Here is a 25,533-nt window from a genome sequence, read left to right as displayed (position 1 = left end):
CCCGCGGCGGGGCGGGCGCTCGTCGGCACACGGGGTCGTCAGAGCTGGTCGGTCTCCGCCCACGGGCCGAACTCGCCGGGCAGCACGAGCCTGCCGAGCTTGCGGTACTCCTGCCGCACGGCGGCCAGCACGTCGGTCATCCGCACCGGCCGCTCGGCGGCGGCGGCCAGGTAGGCGGCGGTCACCGCGCACGCCCGGATCGACCCGCCGGCCAGCTCGAACCGCTCGGCGCAGAACGCCAGGTCGAGGTCGTCCGCCCGGGGCAGCCGCGAGCCGAGGCAGCGGTCCCACAGCGCGAGCCGCTGCGTCGAGTCGGGCACCGGGAAGTCGGCGATCACGTCGATCCGCCGGGTGAACGCCTCGTCCACGTTGGACCGCAGGTTGGTGGTGAGCACCGCGATGCCGTCGAAGGACTCCATCCGCTGCAACAGGTACGCCGACTCCATGTTGGCGTGCTTGTCGTGAGCGTCCTTGACCTCCGAGCGCTTCCCGAACACGGCGTCCGCCTCGTCGAACAGCAGCACGCCGTGCACGCCCGCGGCCTCGGTGAAGATCCGTTCCAGGTTCTTCTCCGTCTCGCCGACGTACTTGTCCACCACCGACGACAGGTCGACCACGTAGAGGTCCATGCCGACCGCGCCGGCCACGACCTCGGCCGACATCGTCTTGCCCGTGCCCGACTCGCCCGCGAACAACGCCACCACCCCGCGGCCACGGCCGCCGCCGGGCCGCATGCGCCACTGGCCGAGGACCCGTTCCCGGTGCCGGGCGCGCAGCACCAGCTCCTCCAGCTGCCGCCGGGTCGGCGCCGGCAGGACCAGGTCGTCCCAGTCGACGCCGGGGGTGATCCGCCTGGCCAACCGCTCCAACCCGGCGCCGTTCTGGGCCCGCACCCCGGCCCGGACGTGCCCCAGGTCGACGGGTCGGTCCTCCAGCAGCGCCAGACGTGCGGCGACGGTGACCGCGCGGTCCACCTCGTCGGCGCCCAGCCGGTACCCGGCCAGGTCGGCGACGAGCGCGGGATCGGCCGCCGTGCCGGTGACGTCGGCCAGCGCCCGCGCCCACCGCCGCGCCCGCCGGTCCGCGGTCGGCGGCGGCACGGGCACCGACACCACCGGGTGCGGCGTCCAGCGCGGGTCCCAGTGCCGCCGGCTGTGCAGGAACAGCGGCACGTCGCCGGCCAGCGCGGTGAGGTCGCGGATCAGCCGGGCGCGTTCGGGCAGCAGCGGTTCCAGCGGGCCGAGCACCAGTCCCGCGCCGCGCAACCGGGCCTCCCGGACGACCTCCGCGAGCGGCGGGTGCGGCCGGTCGACCAACGCCGTGACGTCCAGCACCACGGCGTCACGACCGGCCGCGGCCAGGGCGTCCACCGCGAGCCGGCCCGCGTCGCCGTCGGTGTCGCGCAGGTGGATCGACCGGATGCCGGCCGGCAGCCCGGCGGCGAGCCGTTCGGCCGACGGCTCCGGGTCGACGCCCGCGGGCGCCAGGCGGGCCGTGCCGCCGATCGCCGGGTCGGGCTCGTCGTCGCCGAGCAGGTGGGCGACCACCCGGTCGGGCACGCGCAAGGACCGGGACAACGCGGGCAGCGCGTCGTCGCGCACCTCGACCAGGCCGGCCGCGACCAGCGGCGCGGACGCGGCGAACCGGAACCGCCCCGCGCCGGCCGCGGGCAGCCCGCACAGTTCGAGCGCCAGCCCCACGGTCGCCCGGCGGCGGGTGAGGTCGTCGTTGAGGTAGCCGTAGAGGCGTTCGAACCGGGCGTCCACGTCCGGCGCCAGGGCCACCAGCAGGAACTCGACGTCCACCGGTTCGAGGTCGAACCGCCGCGCGAGGGTCAGCAGCCGGGGGCCCGGCTCGGGCACCAGCGCGGCGAGCACGTCGAGGTCCGGGGCTGCCTCCGGTGGCGGCAGCGGCTCGGGCTGCCCGTCGAGGATGCGCCGGACCGCGTCGGCGGTCAGGTAGAGGCCGCGGTGCGGGTCGTCCGGCGAGGGGTCGTCGGCCAGCCGCAGGGCGACCGCCCGGCGCACCCGCCACTCGACCGCGCCCAGCCTCGCCCACAGGTAGGCCAGGTCCCGCGCCTCGGACGTCGTCGCCGTCGGTGTCGTCACGGTCATCGGTTCGCACCACCCTGTCGATAGCTGCCGGGCGTCACGGCGGTCCGCGCGGGTGAGCGGGCCGTCGTCGTCATCGGATCGGGCCGCCGCGTCGCCGCCGGTCGGCGGGTCGGGCACGAGCGGGCGCGAAACCGCCGTCGCCGGCGACGTCGTCGTAACGCAGCCTGCGGGCGTCCTCCTCGGGGCCGCCGACCAGGACCAGGCCGCCGGCGGCCGGCGGGGCGAGCGGGGTCACGACACCGGCCACCGGCGCGGTCACGACCAGGTTGACGGCCGGTTTGAGCCGCCCGCCGAGCGCCGACCACACGTCCGTCGCCGCCCGGCCCTCCGACACCGGGCCGCCCGACTCCAGCAGCACGCTCAGGTCGAGCTCGGCCAGCGACCCGGTCAGCCACTCCGACGCCAGCCTGCTGTGGCCCGCCAGGCACACCAACGCCCCCGACAGCAGCCGGTGCTCGTCCTGCGGCCGGTTCGTCCACGCCGTCACCAGGTAGGACAGCCGGAACCAGCGGGGCGGCCTGCGGTGCCCGACCAGCTCGCCGCCCTCGAACACCTCCAGGTCGCCCGCGCTGCGCCGGCTCTCGTCCTCGCGGATGTCGTAGAGGAACACGTTGACGGTCGGCGCGTTGCGCCGTGCCGTCCAGTCGGTGGTAGGCGCCTCGAACGCGAGCTCGCCACCGCCGCCGGGCACCCCGCCGGCCTGGAGCAGCCGGCGGATCCCCTCGTCGACCTCGTGGATCACGGCAACCTCCTCGTCGTCACCTGCGCCGCACCTCGTCGGGCGGCCCCACGGAACCGGGCACGACGAGGAACCCGGTGGTGGCGGGCTCGAAACCGGCTCCGGCGGCGGTGATCGTCCGCCGCCCGGTCTGGTCCTTGGCGAGGATGAGCAACTGCGCGGTGAACCCGCCGTCCGGGCGCGGCACGGTCGGCGTCGCGGCCGCGGTGATGCCGGGCGACCAGGACAGCCGCACCGGCACGCCGGGCGGGAAGTCCACGCCGCGCACCGACGTGACGAAACCGGGTTCGCCGATCGGCGGCACGGCCTCGATCCGGGGCCGCAGCACGCGCATCGGCGCGGCGGCCACGTTGTCCGCCGGGTCGGCGTCCGTGCCGGTCGTGCGCAACGTCCCGCGCACGGTGGTCTGGAGCGGCGCGTTCGGCGCGAGCACGACCTGCACCACCTGCGACGCGCCCGGCGGCAGGTCCGGCACCGGGCACCCGGTGTTCGCGCACCCCGGCGGCAGGGCCGCCACCGGCACCTGCGCGGGCAGCGCGAAGTCCAGCCGCAGCCCGGTGGCCAGGGCGCCGCCGCCGTTGCGCACGGTGTAGCTCACCGTCGCCCGTCCGCCCACGTAGGACGGATCCGGCTGCACCACCACGGCCAGCGAAGGACCGGCCGGCGGCACGGCGGGCGGCGGCGCGGGCGGCGGCGGTCCGGCCACCGGGTCGCGCACCGGGATCGCCGTCGCCGCGGCGTTGTCGGACGGCAGCACGTCGAGCACGGCGCCCGCCACCGACCAGGTGACGCTCCGCCGTCCGGGCACCACGCCCACCACGTCGGCGACGACGTCCACGGACGCACCGGGCCCCACCACCCCGAGGTCGCACCGCAACCCGGCCACGTCACAGGTGCCGCGCGCGGGGCGCAACGCCGCCAACCGCACGCCGTCCGGGACGGCGACGGTCAACCCGGTGCCGGGGGAGGTGGCCGGACCGCGGTTGACCACGGTCACCGTCACCGGCGTGGTCGTGCCGGTGTCGGCGTCCGGCGTGGTGTCCGGCGCCTGGACGGCCAGGTCGACCGTCTGCTGCCAGGTCGGTTCCTTCTGCCTGCCCGGCAGGTCGGCCGTGATCCGCCGCACCGCGCCCGTGCCGAGGTCGACCACCGCCAGCTCCTCCGGCGACGCCAGGTCACCCACGCGGCGCGCGGTCAGCACCACGCGGTCGCCGTCGGGCGAGAACGACACGTCCCTGGGCTGGAACGGCCCCGAAGGCGGCGCGGTCAACGGCGTGGCGCACGTGTTCGCCCCCGAGGGCAGCACCACGCGGCACCCGTTGTCCGCCAACGACACGAGCAGCACGCCGTCGGCCTCGCGGTTGAACGCCAACGCGCGGCCGTCCGGGCTGAACACCGAGCTGTCGTCGGTCACCTCGCAGTCGAACCCGCAGACCGCCGCCGACACGTCCCGCTGCCGGTCCAGCGTCCCGGTCCGGGCGGTCCACACGTGGTTGTCGCGCACCTCGCCGGTGGGGCCGTCGAAGACCCGACCGCGGGTGAACGCCAGCGTCGTGCCGTCGGGTGACCACGCGGGCTGGGTGTCCTCCTGGTCGGCGGCGGACGGCGGTGGCGTCAGCCGCCCCGCCACCGCGCCGGTCGCGGCCTCGACGACCACGATGCGGCTCGCACCGCCCTCGGGCCGCACGCCGCCCGGCGTGCGGCGGGCGAACGCCAGGAACCGGCCGTCCGGCGACCAGACCGCGTCGAACTCCCAGTCCGCCGGCTGCCGGTCCGCGACCGGCAGCCGCCGCGCGTTGCCGCCGTCGGCGTCCACCAGCCACAGCCGCTGCACCCGTCGGCCGTCGACGTCCTCGAACCGGCTCAGCGCGATCGTGCGGCCGTCGGGGGAGTAGGACTGCCGCTGCGTCCACGGGTCGTAGCCCTCGCGCGGGTGGAACAGCAGGTTGGGGTCGTCGGCGATCCCGGGGTCCTCGCGCAGCACCGGCACGCCCAGGTCGCGCGGGTCGGAGCCGTCCGGCCGGACGTCCTGCAGCGTCGCGGTGAAGTAGGTCTCGGCGGTCGTGCGGGCCACGAGCAGGTGCTCGCCGCGCGCGTCCACCAGCCACGTCGGCGAGGTGACCGCGCGGTTCTCCGCCAGCAGCAGGCCGGGCGCGGTCGTGACGGGCAGTCCCGGGCCGGTGTCGACCCGGTACACCTTCTCGACGTTCGGGTCGGCCGGGCACGAGCAGACCTGGTCGGTGCTGAGGAACAGCAGACCGGCGCCGTCCGGCAGCCAGACGGGCCAGCGGCCACGCCACCCGGCCTGGTCGCCGCCCAGCACCGGCGCGCCGACCCGACCACCGTCGAGCACGCGCGGCCGCGGGACGCCGCCGACGTCCAGGGTGTAGGCGATGCGGCCGTCCCGCGGGTTCCAGTCCGGCTCGCCCGCGTCGCCGTCCGGCTCGTCGGTGACCCGGGTGACCCGGCCGCCGCCCACCGGGACGCGGTAGATCTCCCGCGCGCCGTCGCGGTCGCCGGAGAACGCGACGCTCGCGCCGTCCGGTGCGAACGTCGGCCACGCCTCGTCGGACGGCGTGTCGGTCAGCCTGCGCAGCCCCGTGCCGTCCACGCCGACCAGCCACAGGTCGCGCGCGCCGTCCTCGCGCGAGTCGAACACCACCGTCCGCAGGTCGGGGGACAGCCGGGGGTGGCCCGCGTCGAGGCCCTCGGTGAGCCTGCGCACCGAACTGTCGGCCGCGCGCAGGTACACCTGCGGCTGCGGCCCGTCGCGCAGGCTGGTGAACACCACCAGCCCGCCGCGCGCCGAGACGTGGTCGTCGTGGTGCGAGGGTCCGGCGCCGAACAGCGGCGCGCTCGGCCGCGGCTGCTCGGGCACGGGACCGGTGACCGCGCCGATGCTGCGGTGCCCGGTGCCCGCGTAGGCGATCCGGCCGGATACGGGGTCGTCCTGGAGCACCGCCGCCGACACCGACGTGGCGACGTCGTGCACCGCGACGACCGCGGCGCTCAGCGCCACCGCCGCGCCGATCGTGGCGAGGGGTCGGGTCGGCAACCAGCTCGACAAGGTTCCACCTCCGTCTGGGGCATGTGCCGGAATCGTCGGCCGGCCCACCGCGCGGCGCGGAGGTCCGGGCGGGCACGGTCGGGGCACGACCCCGGGCCGTTCGGGCAACTCAGATCAGGCCGTGCCGCATGGCGTAGCCGACGGCGTGCGCGCGGTTGCGCAGGTTCAGCCGGGTGGTGACCTCGTGCAGGACGTTCTTCACCGTCCGCTCCGAGAACGACGTCTTGGCGGCGATCTCGGTGGTGTCGAAGCCCTCGGACACCAGCCGCAGCATGTCCGCCTCACGTGCGGTGAGCGTGGACAGCGACGGGCCGTTGGGGTCCAGCACGCTGCGCTGCAACCGGCCCACGTGGTCGAGCAGCGTGCCGAGCAGGTCGCCGGGCAGCACCGCTTCCCCTTTGACCAGCGCGGAAATCGTGCTGACGAGCCGGTCCTGGTCCGCCTCGGCGCGCCGGATCACCGCCGTCACCCCGCAGTCGATGGTGATCTGGAGCGCGTCCTGGTCGAAGTGCCCCACCACCAGGCCTACGCGCGTGGTGGTGGACTGCCTCAACCGGCGAAGCAACCGGGCCGCCTCCTCGTCCACCCGGTCCACGACGACGAGCGACACGGCGGCGCGCGCCTCCTCGTCCGGCCGCACCACCTCGACCTCGGGCCGCGGCCGCAGCTGGTGCGTGATGCCGGCCTTCAGCACCGGGTCCTCGGCGTACACGGCCACCGGAATCCTGGTCATGACAACCTCCTGTGGAACGACCGCACCGCGCGGTGTCGGCGACCTCGTCCGGACCATCGTGGGCCGGGCGAGGGCTTCGGGGCACCGGCGCGGGGCCTTCGGTGCACGGGTTTGCCCGCACAGTGCCCTTTTCTCCCTGTCCGGGCCGGTGGCGGCGTCCCTACCGTTCGTCGGGTGACCACAACGACCGAATTCGGTCTCCCCACCGTGGTTGTCACGCCCGGTCAGGAGACCAGCACGACGATGACGGTGCGCAACGACAGCGACATCGTCGAGGCGTACGAGTTCGAGGTGGTGGGCGGGTGCGCCCCCTGGACCACCGTCGAACCGGCACGGCTGTCGCTGTACCCCGGGACCTCGGAGCAGGTCGCCATAGTGCTGCGCCCACCGCGTTCACCCGAGGTGCGCGCGGGAGAGGTGCCGCTCGGCGTGCGGGTGCTGCCCGCCGAACGGCCGGAGTCGGCGGTCGTGACCGAGACGACCGTGATCATCGAACCGTTCGCGGAGCAGCGGGCCCGACTGATCCCCAAGCGCCGTCGCGCGTGGCGCAGCGCGCGCTACCGCGTCGAGGTGCGGAACAACGGCAACACGCCGACCGTCGTGACGCTCTCGTTGCCCGAAGCCGACGACCACCTGAAGGTCGCCGTGTCCACCGCGCCGTCCACTGTGGACCCCGGAGCGAAGGCCGAGCTGGAGCTGCGCGCCCGGGTGGCGAAACTGCTGTGGTTCGGCAAGCCCGCGGTGTGGCCGGTGCGGCTGGACGCGGTGGCCCTGGCGGCCGACGAGCGGCGCGAGCACGAGCTGGCCGGCGAGCTGGTGCAGCTCCCGATCCTGTCCCGATGGCTGCTGTCGCTGCTGGGCGCCTTGTTGGCGCTGCTGCTGGCGTGGCTGCTGCTGGTGCGCCCGGCGGTGCTCAGCGCCGCCCGGGAAGCGGCCGACGGCCGTGCCCAGGAGATCGCGCAGGCGGGCGAGCCGCAGGCGCCGGCCGAGCAGCCCGGCGGCGCGTCGGAACAACAGCCCGCCGGCGAGCAGGGGCAGGGGCAAGGCCAGGGCCAGGGGCAGGGCCGCGGCACGAGCGGTGGCGGCGAGCAGAGCTCGGGCACCATCGAGATCCGCGCGAACGCGGGTCAGCGCGCGACCGGCACCTACGTCGTGCCCGCGGGCAAGGTCTTCCACATCACCGACATCGTGCTGGCCAACCACCAGGGCGACGAGGGCGTGCTGACGATCGCGTTCGGGGAGCGCACGATCACCGTGATCGCGCTGGAGACGTTCCGCAACCAGGACTACCACTGGGTGACGCCGATCGACATCCCGGAGAACGGCACGGTGACCGCGACGGTCGACTGCGCCCGGCCCGGCACGCCGGCGAGCGGCCGGCAGGCGCCGAACTGCGCCCAGCTGCTCAACGTCAGCGGCGAGCTGGGCGACATCGCCGGCTGACCCCGACCTCGCGTCGTCGCTCCTGTGACCGCCGCGCACCCGTTGTGGTGCGCGGCGAACTCGTGCGTGGCGAGACTCGTGCGCGGTGGGATTTGTGCGTGGTGAGACTTGTGCGTGGTGAGACTTGTGCGGCGCGACTTGTGCGTGGTGATGCTCGTGCGCGGTGGAGCCCGTCCCGCGCGGTTCACCGGGCGCGGCGGTTCCACTCGTCGAGCAGCGCGTCGATCCAGGCGAGCATCAGCTCGACCGTGGTGTGGTCACCGGTCTCCCGGTAGTGGCGGAGGTCCTCCACGGCCGCGCCCAGCTCGAACCGCAGGTCGCACGACGCGATGTCGCTCGGCGTGGGCGTCACGGCTCACGCCGGGGCGCGTTGCGGGCGGCCATCCGGAACGCCTCGATGTACTTCGGCAGCTCGACCAGCGCGCGCTCCCACGAGCCCGCCATGATCTGCTCGGCGAACACCGTGTCGACCACGAGCCGGTCGACCTCCGGGTCGATGTCGTCGCCCGCCGCGCTGCGCAGCCGCCTCGACACCTCGGTCCGGTGCGCCCGCGACCGGACGACCTCCAGGGTCCGCTCCAAGCCGGCGATGACCCGCTCGGCCTCCGCCGGCTCCACCACCAGCCACCCCTTGACCGCCAGGTCGAGGAACAGGTCGCCCGCGAACCTCTCGGGCGTGGAACCGTCCGCCACGCGACCTCCGTCCTCATGGGACCACATCGCCTCGCACCTCCGCACCGGCACCGGGGCCGGTACCGGTCCTCCGGAACCCCCGTCCGCCCGGCGGCAGGGAGCCGGCTTGAGCCCACCACGTGGCACGGGCGCGCCGGAAGTCCGTCGGGGCAGGTCTGCCCGTCCGTACCCGGGACGTGCCTCGCGATGGTCGACTCGGCGGCCCGCGTGCTGGGCCGAACGGGTGACAGGTGGCGGACTGAACCGACACAGCGCGCGGAGCTCCACCGGGCACGCGTCGACGCGGTCAGCGGGTCGACCCGGCCGTCACTTCCGCAGGATCTCCGCCAACTCCCGGGCCACGGCGTCGGAGATGCGGTCCTGCTCGGTCACCACGCCCCTGACGGCCTCGCGGAACCTCCGGCTGAACTCGGTGTAGCTGCGCGTGACCGGCCGGAGCCCGGCGTTGCGCAACGCGGTCCGCACCTGCACCAGGTGCTCGCCCTCGGCCCGGTCGTACACCGAGTCCCGGGTCGGCGCGAACCCGCCGACCTCGGCGAGGATCTGCTGGCTCTGCGTGCTGGTGAGGAACTGGATCAGGGCCTGCGCGGCCTTCGGCTTGTCGCTGTGCGCCGAGATCGCGAGGTTCTGCCCGCCGAGCACGCTGCTCGCCTCCGACACGCTCGACCGGGGCAGCGGCGCGGTGCGGAAGGTGACGCCCTTGGCGTCCAGCTCGTCCCGCAGGTCGGTCAGCTGCTCGTCGGCGACCGCCCAGTTCCGCATGAACGCCGTGCGCCCGGCGGCGAACTGCTCGACGGCGTGGGACGCGGTGGTGTCCTCGGGTCGCGGGTCGGAGAGGGCGACGCGCGGGGCCGTCGCCATCGCGTTGAGGTTGCGCATGCCCTCGTAGTCGTCCTCGGTGAACTGCACCTGGCTGCCGTCCGGGGTGAGCCTGACGCGGCCGTCCTCGGTCACCACGCGGCCTCCCGCCGCCCAGATGGCCTCCAGCGCCTCGACCATGAGCATCTCGTCCGAGAACTGCGCGGTGGTGGCCGCCTCCAGCCCGCCGAGCGCCTGGGTGGCGAGGACGCCGGAGTGCCCGTCCCAACTGGTCGGCGGGGCGAGGCCCGGGACGTCGGTGCGGTAGTAGAGCAGCCCGACGTCGGTGTTGAGCGGCAGCGCCCACAGCGGTCCGCCCACCTCCTCGCAGGTGCGCCGGACCGGCGCGACGAAGTCGTCCAGGCCGCCGGCGAGCTTCGACCGGTCCAGTTCGCGGAGGTAGCCGTGGTCGATGAACTCCCGCATCCACACCACGTCGAGGAGGTAGACGTCGGCCTTGTGCGCGCCGCCGTCCTCGACGTCGTTGACCATGCGCTCGTGCTGCTCCTCGGTCTCGCCCGCCGCGGTTTCGACGATGACCGGGTTTCGCGGGTGGCTCTCGTTCCACTGCTCGATCACCGTGGTCCGCGGGTCGTGGGGACTCAGGTCCGTCGCCGTCATGAGGACCAGCTCGCCGGCCTCCAGCGGCGGCGGCAGCAGCACGTAGCTGCCCAGGCCGAGGAGGAGGACCGTGACCAGGACGGCCACCGCCTTCCGCGGCCTGCCCAACGCCTTCCGGACGCGGTCCGCCGCGGCGGGGAAGGGCCCCTCCCACTGCCAGAACTCCCGCACCGCGCGCGGCAGGGCGTTGATCAGCACGCTGGACAGCACCAGCATCACCGCGGTCGCGGCGAGGTAGGGGACGCCGTCCGCCCGCCACCACTCGGCGACGTCCGCGACCAGGCGTGCCGACACCGAGGTGACCACGGCGGTCACCAGGACGAACAGGACGATGAGCGGAACTCGGAAACCGGGCCGCCGTTGGTCCGTCGAATCAGTCATTCCGCCCTCCGACCGAGCTCGTGAAAAGGGATAACACCGATTCCAGCACGGTGTCAACGACAGCTGAATCTCGAATGCGACCAAATTTCCGCAATAGTGCGGGAATGATTCCACGGTGGCTGGAAATCGCATTCCCCGCACGACGGCCGGTGAACGCACTTCGGGTCGCCCCTGTCGAGCGGCCGTCCTCCTGCTGCCCTTGCGCCCTCGACCGGTCGGACACCGGTCCGCGGGCGGGCATCGGCGTCCGGCCGGGACACCACTTCGCGGGATCGTCAGCTGATCGGCAGGTCGGCCGGCGACGCCTTGCGGCAAGATCGCGGTACGGTGCCGGGACCGCTCGGCACGCCGGCACCGCGGTGTCGCCGCGCGGTGCGGTGTGCGGCGGTGACGAGCCGCTGTGCACTTAGGACAGCGCGTCCCGGACGAGGGGGTTGCCTTATCCGTCCTGTGTGGACCAAGACCGTCGCGGCCGGCGAACCGGGAGCCACGACGTGAGCTTCGGGGAGTTCGTGGTCGACCGGTGGAACCGACTGCTGGTCGAGGCCCTCCTGCACGTCAGCGCCGTGGTGCAGTGCGCCCTGCTGGCCGCGGTGATCGGCGTCGGCATCGGTGTCGCGGTGTACCGCAGCCCGCTCGGTTCGACCGCCGCGACCGCGTTGACCAGCGCGATCCTCACCATCCCGTCGTTCGCCCTGCTCGGCCTGCTGATCCCGGTGCTGGGGCTGGGCGTGCCGCCGACCGTGGTCGCGCTCGTGCTGTACGGGCTGCTGCCGGTCGTGCGCAACACGATCGTGGGTCTCGGCGGCGTCGACCCGGCCGTGCGCGACGCGGCCCGCGGCGTCGGGATGAGCAGGGTGGGCGTGCTGACCAGGGTCGAGCTGAGGCTGGCCTGGCCCGCGATCCTGACCGGGACGCGGATCGCCACCCAGATGCTGATGGGCATCGCCGCGATCGCCGCCTACGTCCGCGGGCCCGGCCTCGGCGTGGAGATCTTCGCCGGCCTGACCAGGGCGGGCAGCGCGAACGCGACCAACCAGGCGGTGGCGGGCACGCTCGGCATCGTCGTCCTCGCGCTGGTCCTGGACGGGATCTTCGCGCTGATCGGCCGCTACACCGTTTCCAGGGGGATCCGTGGCCAGTGAGATCCGGCTCGTCGACGTGACCAAGCGCTACGCCGGCGTCGAGGCGCCCGCGGTGGAGTCGGTCAGCATGACCATCCCGGCGGGGGAGACCGTGGTGCTCGTCGGCCCGTCCGGGTGCGGCAAGACCACCACGATGCGGATGATCAACAGATTGATCGAGCCGACCTCGGGTCGCATCACCATCGACGGCGCCGACACCCTGTCGTTGAACCCCGACGAGCTGCGCCGCGGCATCGGGTACGCCATCCAGCAGGCGGGGCTGTTCCCGCACCTGACCGTCGGCCAGAACGTCGGCACGGTCCCCGGCCTGCTCGGCTGGCGCCGCCCGCGGGTGGCCGACCGGGTGGACGAGATGCTGGACCTGGTCGGGCTCGACCCGGCCGAGTTCCGCGACCGCTACCCGCGGCAGCTCTCCGGCGGCCAGCAGCAGCGCGTCGGCGTCGCCCGCGCGCTCGCCGCGGACCCGCCCGTGCTGCTGATGGACGAGCCGTTCGGCGCGGTCGACCCGATCACGCGCGGCAACCTCCAGGACGAGCTGATGCGGCTGCAGTCCGAGCTGCGCAAGACGATCGTGTTCGTCACGCACGACTTCGACGAGGCGGTCAAGATCGGCGACCGGATCGCCGTGCTCGGCCCCCGGTCGCGCCTGCTCCAGTACGACACCCCCGAGGCGATCCTGGCCAACCCCGCCGACGACACGGTCGCCGGTTTCGTCGGCGCCGGCGCGTCGCTCAAGCAGCTCAGGCTGCGCCGGGTGCGCGAGGTCGAGCTGAGCCAGGCGGTGACCGCGCCGGCGACCGACCGGCCCGCCGACGTCCTCGGCAGGCTCGCCGGGTCCGGGCGCCGCCACGCGCTGCTGCTGGACGCCCGCAACCGCCCGGTGAGCTGGGTGCGCGGTCCGGGGCAACCGCGGCCCGTCGGCGACTCGGTGACGCTCCAGTCGACCCTCCAGGACGCCCTGGAGGCCATCCTCACCGAAGGCGGCGCGGCGGTCGTCACCGGCTCGCGCGGCGAGTACGTCGGGCTGGTCGAGATGGACGCCGTGATCGGCACGGTGCGGAAGCTGCGCGACGAGCACGCGGAGGCGGACGCGTGACGGCCGCGGCCGACCTCCGGACCGCCGCCACCACGACCACCTCGCCGCCGCGGGCCGAACGGCTCCGCCTGCTGGTCCAGCCGGTCGTCGTGGTGGCGCTGGTCGGCGGCGTGCTGCTCTGGGCGTTCACCCGCGACCTCGACTCGATCGAGCGGCAGAGCCTCAACGCCTCCTCCCTGGTGTCCGCGACCTGGGACCACCTGGTGATCAGCCTGGTGGTGACCGGGCTCGTCCTGGTCGTGGCGGTGCCGCTCGGCATCGTGCTCACCCGCCGGTGGGCACGCCGGGCCGCGCCGCTGTTCCTCGGCCTCGCCACGATCGGCCAGGCCTCGCCCGCGATCGGCATCCTGGTGCTGTTCTTCCTGGTCTCCGGCCTGGAAGGGCTGTGGGCGGCGGTGCTGCCGATCGCGTTCTACACGCTGCTGCCCGTGCTGCGGAACACCATGGTCGGGCTCCAGGGCGTCGACCCGGCGCTCGTCGACGCCGGCCGCGGCATCGGCATGTCCGCCGCGACCGTGCTGCGGCGGATCGAGCTGCCGCTGGCCGTGCCGCTGATCCTGGCCGGGCTGCGCACGGCGCTGGTGCACGCGGTCGGCGTGGCCACGCTGGCGGTGTTCGTCAACGGCGGCGGCCTCGGGTTGCTGATCGACACCGGCTACAAGCTGGCCAGGGTGCCCGTGCTGATCACCGGCGCGGTGCTGGCGGTCGGTCTCGCGCTGCTCGTGGACTGGCTGGGCGCGCTCGTCGAGACCTACCTGGGACCGAAGGGGCTGCGATGAGGCGGATCACGCGACTGGCGGTCGTGGCGGTGGCGCTGCTGACGTCCGGCTGCGGCCTGGAGTCGTCGTTCGCGCTGCCGTTCGACGTGGGGCCGGGCTCGATCCGGCCCGTGCCCGAACTGGCCGGCGTGGAGATCGCGGTCGGCTCCAAGGACTTCACCGAGAACCAGGTCCTCGGCTACCTCGCCGAGGTCGCCCTCGTCGCGGCGGGCGCCGAGGTGCGGGACATGACCAACATCCAGGGCTCCAACAGCTCCCGCCAGGCGTTGATCACCGGCGACATCGACCTGTCCTGGGACTACACCGGCACCGGGTGGATCAGCTACCTGGGCAACACCGACCCGATCCCGGACGAGCGGGCGCAGTACGAGGCGGTCCGCGACGCCGACCTGGCCCGCAACGGCCTGGTCTGGCTCGACTACTCCGCGATCGACAACACCTACGCCTTCGCCGTCACCGAGGAGTTCGCGCGCGCCAACGGCCTGCGGACCACCTCGGACATGGCCGCCCTGATCGGCCGCTCGCCGGACGAGGCCGTGTTCTGCCTGGAGACCGAGTTCGTCAGCCGCAACGACGGGTTCCCGGGCGTGGCGAAGGCCTACGGCTTCGACGCCGCCGCGGCGGAGGTCAAGACCTTCGGCACCGGCACGATCTACACCGCGACGTCCACGGGGCTGTGCAACTTCGGCGAGGTGTTCACCACCGACGGCCGCATCGTCGCGCTGGACCTGGTCGTGCTGGAGGACGACAAGAAGTTCTTCCCCCGCTACAACGCCGCGGTCGTGCTGCGCCAGGACTTCCACGCCGCGCACCCGCAGGTCGCCGAGGTGCTGGCGCCGATCGTGGCGAAGCTGGACAACGACACCGTGCGCGCGCTCAACGCGGAGGTGGACGTCGACGGCCGGGACCCGGCCGCCGTCGCCCGCGACTGGCTCGTGCGCGAGGGGTTCGTCTCGCTGCCCGCGTCCTGACGTCCTCTCAGGACCGCGCGCGCAGGAGTTCCAGGACCTCGTCCGCGGTCAGGCAGCCCGCCGTGGTGAGGTCGAGGTTCGCCAGGGAAGCGGTGTGGGCGGCGTCGTCGGCCGCGGTCACGCAGTCGCTGACCACGTGCACGGTGAAGCCGAGGTCGGTGCCGTGGCGCGCGGTCTGCTCGACGGTCAGGTTGGTGGCCACGCCGGTCAGCAGCAGCGTGTCGACGCCCCGCTCGGACAACCGGGCGGCCAGGTCGTTGCCGGCGAGGCCGGACAGCTTCTGGTTGTCGACGACGGTCGGTGTGCCGCCCGCCAGCTCCGGGATCAGCCGCGCGCCGGGCGCGTCGGGCCGGAACGCCTCCTGCGCGTCGCCGACGGCCCGCATGAAGCCGGTGTTGCGCACCAGCCCGCCCTCGCCCTCGGGAATGGTGAACCTGGTGAAGAACACGGGGACACCGACCGCTTCGTGAAAACGCGCCGCTCGTCCGACGACGCCGCTGCGGGCCACGGGCTCGGCCAGCATCGGCCCGAAGAACCCCTCCGGCTTGATGACGTTGACCTGCCAGTGCAGCGCCAGCACCGCTGCCCGCTGTGGATCGAGGCTCATGCCACGATCCTGCCTCGCCCGCCGGACCCGGCGTTGCGAGGGGGCGGCTTCCGGGTCGGGCGGCCGTGCGCCGTGTCGGTGCTCAGAGCACGGCGAGGCGGGAGAAGCCGGCCGAGCCGTGCCCGGCGTCGATCGCCCGCCGCACGGCGGCACGTCCGGCGTCGAGGACGCCGTCGTCCAGGCCGTTGGCCCGGACGGTGTCGATCACGTCGTCCAGGATCGCCGCCGCCGAGACGAGGGTGGAGGCGTCGCCGGGGAAGTGGTCGGCGGCGAGGTGCTCGGCGACCACGTCGATGAGCCCGGGGACCAGGCCGGCCATCACCTTCGCGTGCCCGGCGAGCTCGGCCGGGGTGATCTGCTCGGCGGCGGCCAACCGGAACGCGTGCACGACTCCGAACATCGACGTCCAGAACAGGTCCAGCAGCGAGGCGTTGAACGCGGCCGCCCGGCCGGGATCCGCGCCGAGGTACGTCCCCTGCTCGCCGAGCGCGGACAACGTGGCCCGGTGCGCCTCGTAGACGTCCTCCGGTCCGCTGTAGAGCAAAGCCGCCCCCGGCCCGCCGACGACCCCGTTCAGCAGCACGCCGTCGAGGTAGTCGACGCCGTGCCCCGCCGCCCACGCGGCCATCTCGCGGGCCTGCGTCGGCGAGCCGTTGGTGAGGTTGAGCAGGGTGCGGCCCGTCAGCGCGTCGGGTTCGAGCACCGAGCGCACGGCCTGGTGGTTCAGCACGCACACGACGACGAGGGGACCGGCGGCGATCGCCTCGGCGGCGGTGGCCGCCGTGGTGGCGTCGAGGTCGTCTCCCTTGCCCGGCGTGCGGTTCCACACGGTGGTGGGATGGCCGGCGGCGGCGAACGCGGTCGCCAGCGCCCGGCCCATCGGTCCGAGTCCGAGGACGGTCACGGGTGTCATGGCGGCTAAGCTAAACCTTGACATCGGCGTCAGAGTCAAGTCGGGAGCCGGGGTGCGGATCGGGGAGCTGTCGCGACGGACCGGCGTCAGCGAGCGCGCGTTGCGGTACTACGAGGAACACGGCCTGCTGCACCCGGAACGGCGGCCGAGCGGCTATCGCGTCTACCGCGACGCGGACGTGGCGGCCGTGCGCCGGATCAGGGTCCTGCTCGCGGCCGGGTTGAGCATCGCGCAGATCGTGCAAGCGCTGCCGTGCATGGTCGACGACGACGATCTCTTGGCGCCCGGCTGCCCCGAGTTGGTCGACGAGCTGGTCAAGCACCGGGACCGGATCGGCGAGGCCATCGGCGAACTCGAAGCGACCCGCGGCAACCTGGACCTGATCATCGCCGCCGAACGACGAGCGGGCTGACGCCGGCGGCCCGGCCGCCCGGGTAATCGGCTCGCCACACCAGCGGGAACGCCGGTTCAATGCCGCCATGCGAATCACCTCGGACACCGTCGCCGACGGCATCCGCGAGCAGCTCTTCACCATCGGGGAGATCCCCGGGGTGCTCTGGACGCCCGCCGAGGGCTCCGGTCCCCGTCCGCTGGTCTTGATCGGGCACGGCGGCGGCGGGCACAAGAAGGGGTGGGAGGTCGTCTCCCGAGCTTTCCCCTACGTCACCTCGTGCGGCTTCGCGGTGGCCGCGATCGACGCGCCTGGTACCGGGGACAGGCCGGCGCACCCGGAGATCCGGCGGCTCGTCGCGGTCATCCAGGAACGGGAGGCAGCGGGCGAGCCCTTCGGCCCGGCGTGGCCCGAGCTCAACGACACCGTGGCGGCAGAACTCGTACCCGACTGGCAGACCACCCTGGACTCGCTCCAGGAACTCGACTCCGTCGGCAAAGGCTTGCCCGTCGGGTACTACGGCCTGTCCCAGGCCGGCGAGATGGGCCTCCGCCTCGTCGCGGCCGAACCTCGGATCACGGCCGCGGTCCTCGGTCTGGTCGGGAGCGACTGGCTCATCGACACCGCGGCGCGGATCACGATCCCGGTCGAGTTCGTGCTGCAGTGGGACGATGAAGGGAATCCGCGGGACTCCGTCATGAAGCTGTTCGACGCGCTCGGCTCCGCCGAGAAGACCTTGCACGCCAACCCCGGCAGCCACTTCCGAGTCCCGTCCTTCGAGATCGACAGTTCGATCCGGTTCTTCGCCCGGCACCTGGGCAGCCCTGGCCACTGATTGCGGCGCGGGACGTCCGAATCACAACCGCGGGACCGACGGGGCGCGGCGCCGGACCCCGTGGTGCGGTTGTCGTTCTGGAGCGGACGCGGCGGACGGCCTGAACGCCGCCGGGCGTCGCATCGACGAGATCCTCACGGGGCGACGGTCCGGCCCACCCGGGTGGCCCCGCTGCGCCGCCAGAGCACGCCGACGCCCAACGCCGCCAGCACTCCCAGCACCCCGCCGGCCGCGACGACCTGGTGCGGCGGCACGTGCTCGGCGGCGAGCCCGGCGGCGGCGACACCGAGCCCCTGGGCGATCTTGAGCGCGGTCACGGCCAAGCCGTAGACCTGACCCCGGGCCTCGTCCGGCGTCCACAGGGCGAACGTCGGCGAGGCGATGGCGTGGTAGCTCGACGCGGCGCCGGACGCCAGGAACAGCAGCACCAGGGCCGGCAGGCCGGGGTGCAGGAAGCAGACGACCAGCGGCGCGCTGGTGGCCACCGCCAGCACGGGTAAGGCGCGCAGCTGGGCGGCTTCCGGGCGGGTGGCCACGACCAGGCTCGCCAGCGCGCACCCGGCCGGGTAGGCGGCGAACAGCAGCCCGGCCGCGACCGGCCCGCCGCCGAACTGGTCGGCCAGCGGCACGGCCAGCGCCTCGCCGCTGATGTAGAACGCGGACAGCGACGCGAAGCAGATCAACGCGAGGAGCCTGCGGTCGCGCCACACCAGGGTCGCGCCGGCCGTCATCGCGCGCCACCACCCCGGCCGTCGCGCGCCGTTGCCACCGGGCGCGGGCCGGCCCTTCACCCACCAGGCCACGGCGGCGGCCGACACCGCGAACGACACCGCGTCCAGCAGCAGCACACCGCCCGTGCCCACGGCGATGACCAGGACACCGCCGGCGGCGAACCCGGCGACCTGGGCGGCCTGGCTCACGGTGGACAGCGCGGCGGCGCCCGCGCGGAACGCGGGACCGGGCAGGACGTGCGGTAACAGCGCGGTCCGGGCCGGCACCGCGGGCGCGCCGGCCAACTGCAGCAGCACCAGCAGCCCGCACACCACCGGCCACGGCAGGACCGGCACGGCCATCAACGCGACCAGCACGGCCCGCACCAGGTCGGAGCACACCATCACGGCGCGCCGCGGGTACCGGTCGGCCAAGCCGGCCAGCAGCGGACCGCCGATCAGGTCCGGCAGGAACGTCAACGCGTAGGTGATCGCCGCCCACGCGGGCGAGCCGGTGTCGCGGAACACCAGCACCGTGAGCGCGACCCGGGCGAACTGGTCGCCGATGGTGGAGACGGTGTGGGCGGCGAACAGCGCCCGGAACTCGGTGGAGGCGAACACCTCGTGGTACCGGGCCCGCCCGGCGTCCTGGTCGACCATCCGGGTCAGCCGGCGGTGCCGGAGGGCGCGGTTTCCACCCGGTCCCGACCGTTGTGCTTCGCGCGGTACAGCGCGGTGTCGGCGGCCAGCAGCAACTCGTCCACGGTGCGGCCGTGCACGGGGAACACCGCCACGCCCAGCGACGCGGTGATCCGCAGCGCGCCGTCCACGCCGAAGGCCGCGCCCGGCACGTCCGTCAACGGCTCGCGCACCGCGGCGCGGATCCGCTCGGCCACCTGCCGGGCGTCGGCCGGGTCGGTTCCGGGCAGCAGCACCACGAACTCCTCGCCGCCCCACCGGCCGACCAGGTCGCCGTCGCGGACCTGGCGGCGCAGCTCGGTGGCCACGGCGCGCAGCGCGTGGTCGCCGGCCAGGTGCCCGCGGGTGTTGTTGATCGCGCTGAAGTGGTCCAGGTCGAGCAGCAGCACGGCCATCGGCGCGTCGGTCGCCGCGGAGCGGGACAGCTCGGCGGCGGCCCGCTCGGTCCAGGCCACGGAGGTCAACGTGCCGGTCTTGCCGTCCACCCGGGCGGCGGTGCGGTAGACCGGCAGCAGCAGCCCCAGGTGCATCCCGAGCATGGTGACCACCAGCACCGGCACCACCCACGGCGCCGTCACCAGCACCACGGCCAGGCCCGTGCCCAACCCGATCGACGCGGCGATGACCAGCTGCTGGCTCAACGGCCCCAGCACGTCGCGCCCCGGCCGGACCGGGGTGGACAGCAGGATCGCGCCGACCACCAGCGCGAGGTTGACCAACCAGTACGCGACACCGGCCGCCACGAGGGCCCCCAGGTCGACCGGGCCGGTCAGCTGCGCGGCGTGCGGCAGCGCGGGATCGGGGTGCGCCGCCAGCAGGATCGCGCCCGCCGAGAAGCAGGCGAGCAGCACCGTGGCGGCGGAGAAGACCTTGCGGTGCAGCGGGCTGCGCCGGTAGATCCGCACCCACCCGTAGCCGTAGCTCACCGCGACCAGGCAGGCCAGCAGCGGCGGCGGCAGCACCAGCACGCCCGCGAACAGCCAGATCGACTGCGGGTGCGCGTACGGGCTGCCCTCGGCCGCCACCTCGCGCACCCGTTCCAGCCCCCGCGCCGCCTCGAAGTGCACCACGGCCGCGCCGGCCAGCACCGCGAACCACACCCAGTGGCGACCCGTCACCGGCGTCAACGTCGCCACGGACGCCACCGCGACCACCGCCACGGCCTCGACGCCCAGCACGTACGCCAACACGGCGCGCGGCAGCCGCCACAGCGACCAACCGCGCCACCACCCCAGAGGGGATGCGCGCTGTCGTCGACTCCCAGCGACCATATGGGTGTCACCGCCTCAAAACCAGGTGATGACACCGTAACCAAGCCCTCACACAGAGTCGAGCACCCCGGGAGAGCACATGAGCACCGTCACGATCACCACCGGCAACGGTCGCCCCAACGACTGGCGCACCAGCCGTCCGAACGACTGGCGCCGCTGAACACCGCCGGCCCGGCCGCCACCCCCGCACGTGCGGCCGGGCCGCCCCACTCCAGGGTCAGCCCCGCTCGTCCACGATCGCCGGCCCGACCTGCGGCGTCTCGGTTGGCACGGGGTCGACGCGGACCTCGGCGCCCGGCCACCGCGAGCGCAGCCTCCGGTCGTGACTGGCGAGCACGATCGCGCCCGGCCCCGGCCCGAGGGCGTCCTCCAGCTCGTCACAGAGCGTAGGGGAAAGGTGGTTCGTGGGTTCGTCGAGCAGCAGCAGTTCGGGCGGGTCGGCCACGACCAGCGCCAGCCCGAGCCGCCGCCGCTGACCCACCGACAGCTCGCCGACGGGCTTGTCCACGTCCCACTCGTGCAGCAGCCCCAGCGAGACCAGCGGAACGGACTCGGCCCGCGCCGTGCCGAGCACCGCTTCGTACGTCTCCCGCGCGGTGCGACCGGGCCGGTCGAACCGGGTGTCCTGGCCGAGCAGGCCGACCCGGAGCCCGGGGCGTCGGCGCACACCGCCCGGTTCGAGCACGCCCGCCAGCACCAGCAGCAGGGTGGACTTGCCCGCGCCGTTCGGACCGGTGACCAGCAGCCGCCCGGTGGCGGGCACGTCGAGTCGGGCGAGCGCGAGCCGTCCGGGCACGACCACGTCGCGCAGGGACACCAGCACATCGTCGGGCGACCGCTCCGCGGGCGCGTCCGCGAGGACGTCCGGGTGGAAGCGCAGCGGCCTCGGCGGCGCGGGGACCTGCCGCCGCTCCAGCTCTTCGAGCCGGCGCGCCGTGTTGCGCACGCGGCGCGCGATCTGGTTCTGCACCCGGCCGGCCCGGTGCCCGTAGCCCATCTTCTCGCTGTCGCGCGGGGCGCGGTTCGGCGCGACCCGGTGCGCCGTCACGCCGAGCGCGTCGCGCAGGGCGGCGAGCGCTTCCTGCTCCGCGGTGTAGCGCTCCTGCCACCGCACCCGTTGGGTGCGCTTCTCGGCCAGGTAGGCGGTGTAGTTGCCGCCGTGGCGCACCGGACCACCCGGCGCGGGATCGAGGTCGACCACGTCCGTGCACACGGCGTCGAGGAACGCCCGGTCGTGGCTCGCGACCACCACGGCGCCCGGCAGGCCCCGCAACTGCTCCTCCAGGAAGCCGGCGGCGTCGTCGTCCAGGTGGTTGGTCGGCTCGTCCAGCAGCAGGGCCGACGGCCGGCGGACCACCAGCGCCGCCAACGCGAGCCGCGCGCGTTGGCCACCGGAGAGCGAGGCCAGGGCGCGGTCGTGCGCGACGTCGTCCAGGCCGAGGCCCGTGAGCACGATCTTCGCCCGCCGGTCGGCGTCCCACGCCTCGTGCCGCTGCGCGTGGTCGAGGCGCTCGGCGTAGGCGGCGAGGAGGTCCGCGTCGTCCGGGGAGTCGGCGAGCAGGCCGGCGAGCCGGTCGAGCTCGGCGAGGTCCTCCCGCGCGCCGGCCAGCGCGTCGTCGAGCACGTCGGCCACGGTGGCCGCCGGGTCGAACGACATCTCCTGGTGCAGGTAGCCGAGGTCGGCCGGCCGCTCGACGCGGCCCCGGTCCGGGTGGTCCACGCCCGCGAGCAACCGCAGCAGCGTGGACTTGCCGGCGCCGTTCTCGCCGATCAGGCCGATCCGACGGCCCGGCGCGGCGGTGAGCGAGACGCCGTCGAGGACGCGCCGGCCACCGAGGACGCGCACCAGGTCGTGCGCGAGCAGTGCTGCTTCGACCATGGTTCAGCCCGCCACCGGCTCGTCCAGCAGCCGGCCGTCGGCCAGCCGGAGCCGGCGGCCGACCCCGATCTCGGCGAGGAACCGCTCGTCGTGGCTGACCACGACGAACGCGCCCTGGTAGGCGTTGAGCGCGCGCTCCAGTTGCCCGGCGCTGATCAGGTCGAGGTTGTTCGTCGGCTCGTCCAGCAGCAGCAGTTGCGGCGCGGGTTCGGCGAACAGCACGCAGGCCAGCGTGGCCCGCAGCCGCTCGCCGCCGGACAGGACGCCGACCGGGAGGTGCGCCCGGGCGCCGCGGAACAGGAAGCGGGCGAGCAGGTTCATCCGCTGCGCCGGCGGCATCGCCGGTGCGAACGCGGCCAGGTTCTCGGCCACCGTGAGCTCGCCGTCCAGCAGGTCGAGCCGTTGCGACAGGTAGGCGATCCGACCGTCGGCCCGCTTCACCTCGCCGCCGTCGGGCTCCAGGTCGCCGTGGACGATCCGCAGCAGGGTGGACTTGCCGACGCCGTTGGCGCCGGTGAGCGCGATCCGCTCGGGCCCGCGGATGGCCAGGTCGGCTCCCGCGAGCACCTCCCGCTCGCCGTAGCCCGCGCGCAGGCGTTCGCCCAGGAACAGCGTCCGCCCGGCGGGCACGGCGGTCTGCGGCAGCTCCAGGGAGATCTTCTGCTCGTCCCGCAACGCCCGCTCGGCCTCGTCCAACCTGGCCTTGGCCGCGTCGACCCGCGCCGCGTGCGTCCCGCTCGCCTTGCCCGCCGACTCCTGCGCGTTGCGCTTCATGGTCCCGGCGAAGATCCGGGGCAGCCCCGCGCTGCCGAGGTTGCGCGCGGCGTTGCTCGCCCGCCGCGCGGCGCGTTCACGCGCCTGCTGCATCTCCCGCTTCTCGCGCTTGAGCTCCTGCTCCACGTTGCGGATGTTCTTCTCGGCGACGTCCCGCGCGGCCTCGACCGCCCGCTCGTACTCGGTGAAGTTGCCGCCGTAGTAGCGGAGTTCGCCGCCGTCGATCTCGGCGATCCGGTCCACGCGGTCGAGCAGGGCGCGGTCGTGGCTGACCACGAGCAGGCAGCCGTGCCAGTCGTCCAGCACGTCGTAGAGCCGGTGGCGCGCGTCGAGGTCAAGGTTGTTGGTCGGCTCGTCCAGCAGCAGCACGTCCGGCCGCTTGAGCAGCTGGGCGGCCAGGCCGAGGGACACGACCTGGCCGCCGCTGAGCGTGTGCAGGCGGCGGTCCAGGGCGAGGTCGCCGAGACCGAGCCGGTCGAGCTGGGCGCGGGTGCGCTCTTCGACGTCCCAGTCGTTCCCGATGGTGGTGAAGTGCTCTTCGGCGACGTCGCCGGACTCGACGGCCGCCAAGGCGCGCAGGACCGGCGCGACGCCGAGGACCTCGGCGACGGTCGGCTCGCCGGTCAGCGGCAGGTCCTGCGGCAGGTAGCCGAGCACGCCGTCGACCACGACGCTGCCCGCCGAGGGCCGCAGCTCGCCCGCGATCAGCTTGAGCAGGGTCGTCTTGCCCGCGCCGTTGGGCGCGACGAGACCGGTGCGGCCGGTCGGGACGGTGCAGGACAGCCCGTCGAAGACGGGGGTGTCGTCGGGCCAGGAGAAGGACAGGCCGGACACGACGACGCAGGTTTCGGACATGGGTGAGAGACCTCTGAGGTGATGCGGGCGACGAATGCCCAAGAGGAAAGGTGGACGACTGAAGACGGCCACGGCACTGGCGCCGGTGGCCGATCACATCCGGGGCTCACCCGAAGATGTCGTCTTCACCAATCACGTCGAGTCTCCTTCACACGGCTCTCCGACTGCACGATAGCAAACCCCGGCGGCCGCCGCCGAGCGGACCCGGGCGGTGTGGCCGCCCCCACTGATCAGGACCGGCGGCCGGATTGCGGAACCCGGCGGTCGTCGGCGGCGTCGGACGGGGCATGGCAATCGGCCGAATGGCGACCCGGATCCCGGTGGTGCTCGCGCTCGCCGCCACGCTCGTGGCGGTCGACCCCGCGATGTCCGGTGCGTGCGCGTGCGGGGCGTTCGTCGCGAACGACAAGCTGCGCGCGCAGCAGGAGACCGCGCTGGTGGAGCTGACCGGCCGCACCGAGTCGATCACGCTCTCCGTGCAGGCGCGTTCCGAGGCGACCCAGGCCGCGTTCCTGATGCCGGTGCCCGCGCGCGCCCGGTTCGACGTGGCCGAGGGCGAGCTGTTCACCGAGCTCGACCGGATCAGCCGCCCGGACGTCGAGGTGCGGCGCGTGGTGGTGGACGGTGACGGCGCGGGCGCTCCACCGGGGTCCGATCGCGGGGCCACCGTCGTCGACCACGTCGAGATCGGGCCCTACGAGGTCGCCCAACTCGCCGGCACGGACGCCACCGCCGTGACGGAGTGGTTGGGGCAGCACGACTTCACGCTGCCCACGGCCCTGGGAGGCGCGCTCGGGCCGTACCTGGCGGAGGGCTGGCTCGTCGTCGCGGTGCGCCTGGCGCCGACGTCCGGCAGCCTCGCCGACGGCCTGCCGCCGATGCGGCTGGCGTTCGAGACCGACACGCCGGTCTACCCGATGCGGCTGTCGGCCACGGCCGAGGGCAGGCAGCCGCTGCGCCTGTACGTGCTGGCCGACCACCGGATGGACGTCACCAACCCGGCGCCCGCGGGCAGCGCGCCCGACCTCACGTTCGCGGGCGAGGTGCGGCCGGACCCGCGGTACCCGACGTTGTCCGCGGCGCTGACCGGGCCGCGCTTCCTGACCCGCTACGACGCGGAGTTCCGGCCGGCGCACATCACCGACGACATCCGCTTCACCCGCTCGGCGACCGACGAGCCCCACCGCGCGGTGGTGGTCGTCAACGAGTACGTCCGCTCGTCGTGGCCGCTGCCCGCGTTGCCGTTGACCCTCCTCGGCCTGGCGCTGGTCGTCGGCGCGGTGGTGCTCGTGCGGCGTCGCCGGCCGGTCGGGGAGTGAGGGCGGGTCGGCGTTCTCGGTCACGGGGTGCCGTCGCTCAGGGCACCCGCTGTGCCGTCCGGCGGTCACTCGAACGGGCAGCCAGGGTTCGGTGCGTCGACCGCCAGCGGGTTGCCCACCGGGTTCACGTACAACACCTCCAGCACCAGTGGTTCCGCCTCCAGGTTCCGTCCGAAGTGGACGTAGCCGGGCCCGCTGTCCTCGGCGATCGCCTCACCGCGGCGGTACACGCCGTCCACCGCGCAGTCGGCGCGGTGGTGGGTCAGGGTCCCCGCTTTGACGAGACCGAACACCGGACCGGGGTGGTAGTGCCAGCCCGTCGCGCCACCCGGCGCGATGGTGACCTCCCGGACGACGTACTCCGTGTCACCGACCACGTGCTGGAACAGCGTGACGCCGCTGACCCCGGTCCCCGGGGTGGCCGACGCCGCGGGCGCCAGACCCAGGCCCAACACCACCGCTGAGCAGATCCCCACCACGTTGCGCATGACTCCAGCATCCTCCTCACCGCCGGCGCCTCCACGATGATCACCCGGACGGACGATGAGCGGCCCTCGCGCCGTCGTGTGAACCTCGTCGTTCCACAGGGTGGGCCGGCGAACTTCGTCCTCCAGCGGGAACCCGTAGGTTCGCGGCGCCG

At 74.0% G+C, this 25,533-nt stretch carries 22 protein-coding genes; 8 read left to right on the top strand and 14 right to left on the bottom strand.

All coding sequences use genetic code 11. The features are described 5' to 3' along the window. Positions 1–38: 38 nt before the first annotated feature. The 4 genes from AB0I91_RS35220 to AB0I91_RS35205 all read right to left on the bottom strand — a co-directional run bounded on the left by AB0I91_RS35220 (position 39) and on the right by AB0I91_RS35205 (position 6,653). Positions 39–2,114 carry an AAA family ATPase gene (locus AB0I91_RS35220; protein ID WP_499640803.1) on the bottom strand — a complete coding sequence of 692 codons (2,076 nt, stop codon included), beginning with the start codon at positions 2,112–2,114 and terminating at the stop codon, positions 39–41. Positions 2,115–2,184: 70 nt separating this feature from the next. Continuing rightward, entirely contained in the window at positions 2,185–2,856 is a 672-nt protein-coding gene (locus AB0I91_RS35215) for a Pvc16 family protein (RefSeq protein ID WP_498779622.1), read from the bottom strand. 16 nt (positions 2,857–2,872) lie between these two features. Continuing rightward, positions 2,873–5,920 carry a hypothetical protein gene (locus AB0I91_RS35210; protein ID WP_499640801.1) on the bottom strand — a complete coding sequence of 1,016 codons (3,048 nt, stop codon included), beginning with the start codon at positions 5,918–5,920 and terminating at the stop codon, positions 2,873–2,875. 109 nt (positions 5,921–6,029) lie between these two features. After that, entirely contained in the window at positions 6,030–6,653 is a 624-nt protein-coding gene (locus tag AB0I91_RS35205) for a helix-turn-helix transcriptional regulator (protein ID WP_499640799.1), read from the bottom strand. Positions 6,654–6,827: 174 nt separating this feature from the next. Here AB0I91_RS35205 and AB0I91_RS35200 point away from each other — a divergent pair, with 174 nt between their 5' ends. After that, entirely contained in the window at positions 6,828–8,096 is a 1,269-nt protein-coding gene (locus AB0I91_RS35200) for a COG1470 family protein (protein ID WP_498779618.1), read from the top strand. A 184-nt stretch (positions 8,097–8,280) separates the two neighbouring features. Here the strand turns inward: AB0I91_RS35200 and AB0I91_RS35195 are convergent, their stop codons facing one another. The 3 genes from AB0I91_RS35195 to AB0I91_RS35185 all read right to left on the bottom strand — a co-directional run bounded on the left by AB0I91_RS35195 (position 8,281) and on the right by AB0I91_RS35185 (position 10,649). Next, positions 8,281–8,448 carry a hypothetical protein gene (locus AB0I91_RS35195; RefSeq protein WP_498779616.1) on the bottom strand — a complete coding sequence of 56 codons (168 nt, stop codon included), beginning with the start codon at positions 8,446–8,448 and terminating at the stop codon, positions 8,281–8,283. Continuing rightward, entirely contained in the window at positions 8,445–8,789 is a 345-nt protein-coding gene (locus AB0I91_RS35190; protein WP_498779614.1) for a hypothetical protein, read from the bottom strand. The genes AB0I91_RS35195 and AB0I91_RS35190 overlap by 4 nt, the downstream gene beginning before the upstream one ends. 306 nt (positions 8,790–9,095) lie before the next feature. Beyond that, positions 9,096–10,649 (bottom strand): extracellular solute-binding protein, encoded by a 1,554-nt coding sequence (locus AB0I91_RS35185; protein WP_499640797.1) that lies wholly within the window; start codon positions 10,647–10,649, stop codon positions 9,096–9,098. Positions 10,650–11,143: 494 nt separating this feature from the next. Between AB0I91_RS35185 and AB0I91_RS35180 the strand changes: the two genes are divergently transcribed. The 4 genes from AB0I91_RS35180 to AB0I91_RS35165 are packed head-to-tail and all read left to right on the top strand — an operon-like array spanning position 11,144 to position 14,640. Then, the gene (locus AB0I91_RS35180) at positions 11,144–11,794 is read left to right on the top strand and encodes an ABC transporter permease (RefSeq protein WP_499612366.1); all 651 of its coding nucleotides are present in this window, start codon (positions 11,144–11,146) and stop codon (positions 11,792–11,794) included. Then, positions 11,784–12,890: an ABC transporter ATP-binding protein gene (locus tag AB0I91_RS35175; RefSeq protein ID WP_498779609.1), complete on the top strand. Its 1,107-nt coding sequence runs from the start codon at positions 11,784–11,786 to the stop codon at positions 12,888–12,890. The genes AB0I91_RS35180 and AB0I91_RS35175 overlap by 11 nt, the downstream gene beginning before the upstream one ends. After that, complete coding sequence (locus AB0I91_RS35170) at positions 12,887–13,669, top strand: ABC transporter permease (protein ID WP_499640795.1); 783 nt, start codon at positions 12,887–12,889, stop codon at positions 13,667–13,669. The genes AB0I91_RS35175 and AB0I91_RS35170 overlap by 4 nt, the downstream gene beginning before the upstream one ends. Beyond that, on the top strand, positions 13,666–14,640 hold the full coding sequence (locus tag AB0I91_RS35165; RefSeq protein WP_498779606.1) for a glycine betaine ABC transporter substrate-binding protein: 975 nt from the start codon (positions 13,666–13,668) through the stop codon (positions 14,638–14,640). Before AB0I91_RS35170 ends, AB0I91_RS35165 begins: the two co-directional genes overlap by 4 nt. Positions 14,641–14,647: 7 nt before the next feature. On the opposite strand, the gene AB0I91_RS35160 is transcribed toward AB0I91_RS35165, so the two are convergent. Then, positions 14,648–15,247 (bottom strand): cysteine hydrolase family protein, encoded by a 600-nt coding sequence (locus tag AB0I91_RS35160; RefSeq protein WP_499612371.1) that lies wholly within the window; start codon positions 15,245–15,247, stop codon positions 14,648–14,650. Between the two features lie 82 nt (positions 15,248–15,329). Beyond that, positions 15,330–16,160, bottom strand: a complete 831-nt coding sequence (locus AB0I91_RS35155; RefSeq protein ID WP_499640793.1) for an NAD(P)-dependent oxidoreductase — start codon at positions 16,158–16,160, stop codon at positions 15,330–15,332. Between the two features lie 52 nt (positions 16,161–16,212). Between AB0I91_RS35155 and AB0I91_RS35150 the strand changes: the two genes are divergently transcribed. Further along, the gene (locus AB0I91_RS35150; protein ID WP_499612375.1) at positions 16,213–16,572 is read left to right on the top strand and encodes a MerR family transcriptional regulator; all 360 of its coding nucleotides are present in this window, start codon (positions 16,213–16,215) and stop codon (positions 16,570–16,572) included. Between the two features lie 67 nt (positions 16,573–16,639). Next, positions 16,640–17,386, top strand: coding sequence for a dienelactone hydrolase family protein (locus tag AB0I91_RS35145; protein WP_499640791.1), 747 nt, complete (start codon positions 16,640–16,642; stop codon positions 17,384–17,386). A gap of 134 nt (positions 17,387–17,520) precedes the next feature. On the opposite strand, the gene AB0I91_RS35140 is transcribed toward AB0I91_RS35145, so the two are convergent. The 4 genes from AB0I91_RS35140 to abc-f all read right to left on the bottom strand — a co-directional run bounded on the left by AB0I91_RS35140 (position 17,521) and on the right by abc-f (position 23,574). Continuing rightward, entirely contained in the window at positions 17,521–18,756 is a 1,236-nt protein-coding gene (locus AB0I91_RS35140; protein ID WP_499640789.1) for an MFS transporter, read from the bottom strand. 5 nt (positions 18,757–18,761) lie between these two features. After that, complete coding sequence (locus tag AB0I91_RS35135) at positions 18,762–19,985, bottom strand: GGDEF domain-containing protein (RefSeq protein WP_498779599.1); 1,224 nt, start codon at positions 19,983–19,985, stop codon at positions 18,762–18,764. 298 nt (positions 19,986–20,283) lie between these two features. Next, on the bottom strand, positions 20,284–21,945 hold the full coding sequence (locus AB0I91_RS35130) for an ABC-F family ATP-binding cassette domain-containing protein (protein ID WP_498779597.1): 1,662 nt from the start codon (positions 21,943–21,945) through the stop codon (positions 20,284–20,286). Between the two features lie 3 nt (positions 21,946–21,948). Continuing rightward, positions 21,949–23,574 (bottom strand): ribosomal protection-like ABC-F family protein, encoded by a 1,626-nt coding sequence (abc-f, locus tag AB0I91_RS35125; RefSeq protein ID WP_498779596.1) that lies wholly within the window; start codon positions 23,572–23,574, stop codon positions 21,949–21,951. Positions 23,575–23,861: 287 nt separating this feature from the next. Here abc-f and AB0I91_RS35120 point away from each other — a divergent pair, with 287 nt between their 5' ends. Then, the gene (locus AB0I91_RS35120; RefSeq protein ID WP_498779595.1) at positions 23,862–24,893 is read left to right on the top strand and encodes a DUF2330 domain-containing protein; all 1,032 of its coding nucleotides are present in this window, start codon (positions 23,862–23,864) and stop codon (positions 24,891–24,893) included. A gap of 65 nt (positions 24,894–24,958) precedes the next feature. On the opposite strand, the gene AB0I91_RS35115 is transcribed toward AB0I91_RS35120, so the two are convergent. Further along, complete coding sequence (locus tag AB0I91_RS35115; RefSeq protein WP_499612381.1) at positions 24,959–25,381, bottom strand: cupin domain-containing protein; 423 nt, start codon at positions 25,379–25,381, stop codon at positions 24,959–24,961. Positions 25,382–25,533: the final 152 nt, after the last annotated feature.

Origin of the sequence: Actinosynnema sp. NPDC049800 (assembly GCF_040656635.1) — a bacterium.
GTDB lineage: Bacteria > Actinomycetota > Actinomycetes > Mycobacteriales > Pseudonocardiaceae > Actinosynnema.
The sequence above is the reverse complement of the archived record's forward strand: the minus strand, read 5'-3'. Positions and strand labels throughout refer to the sequence as shown.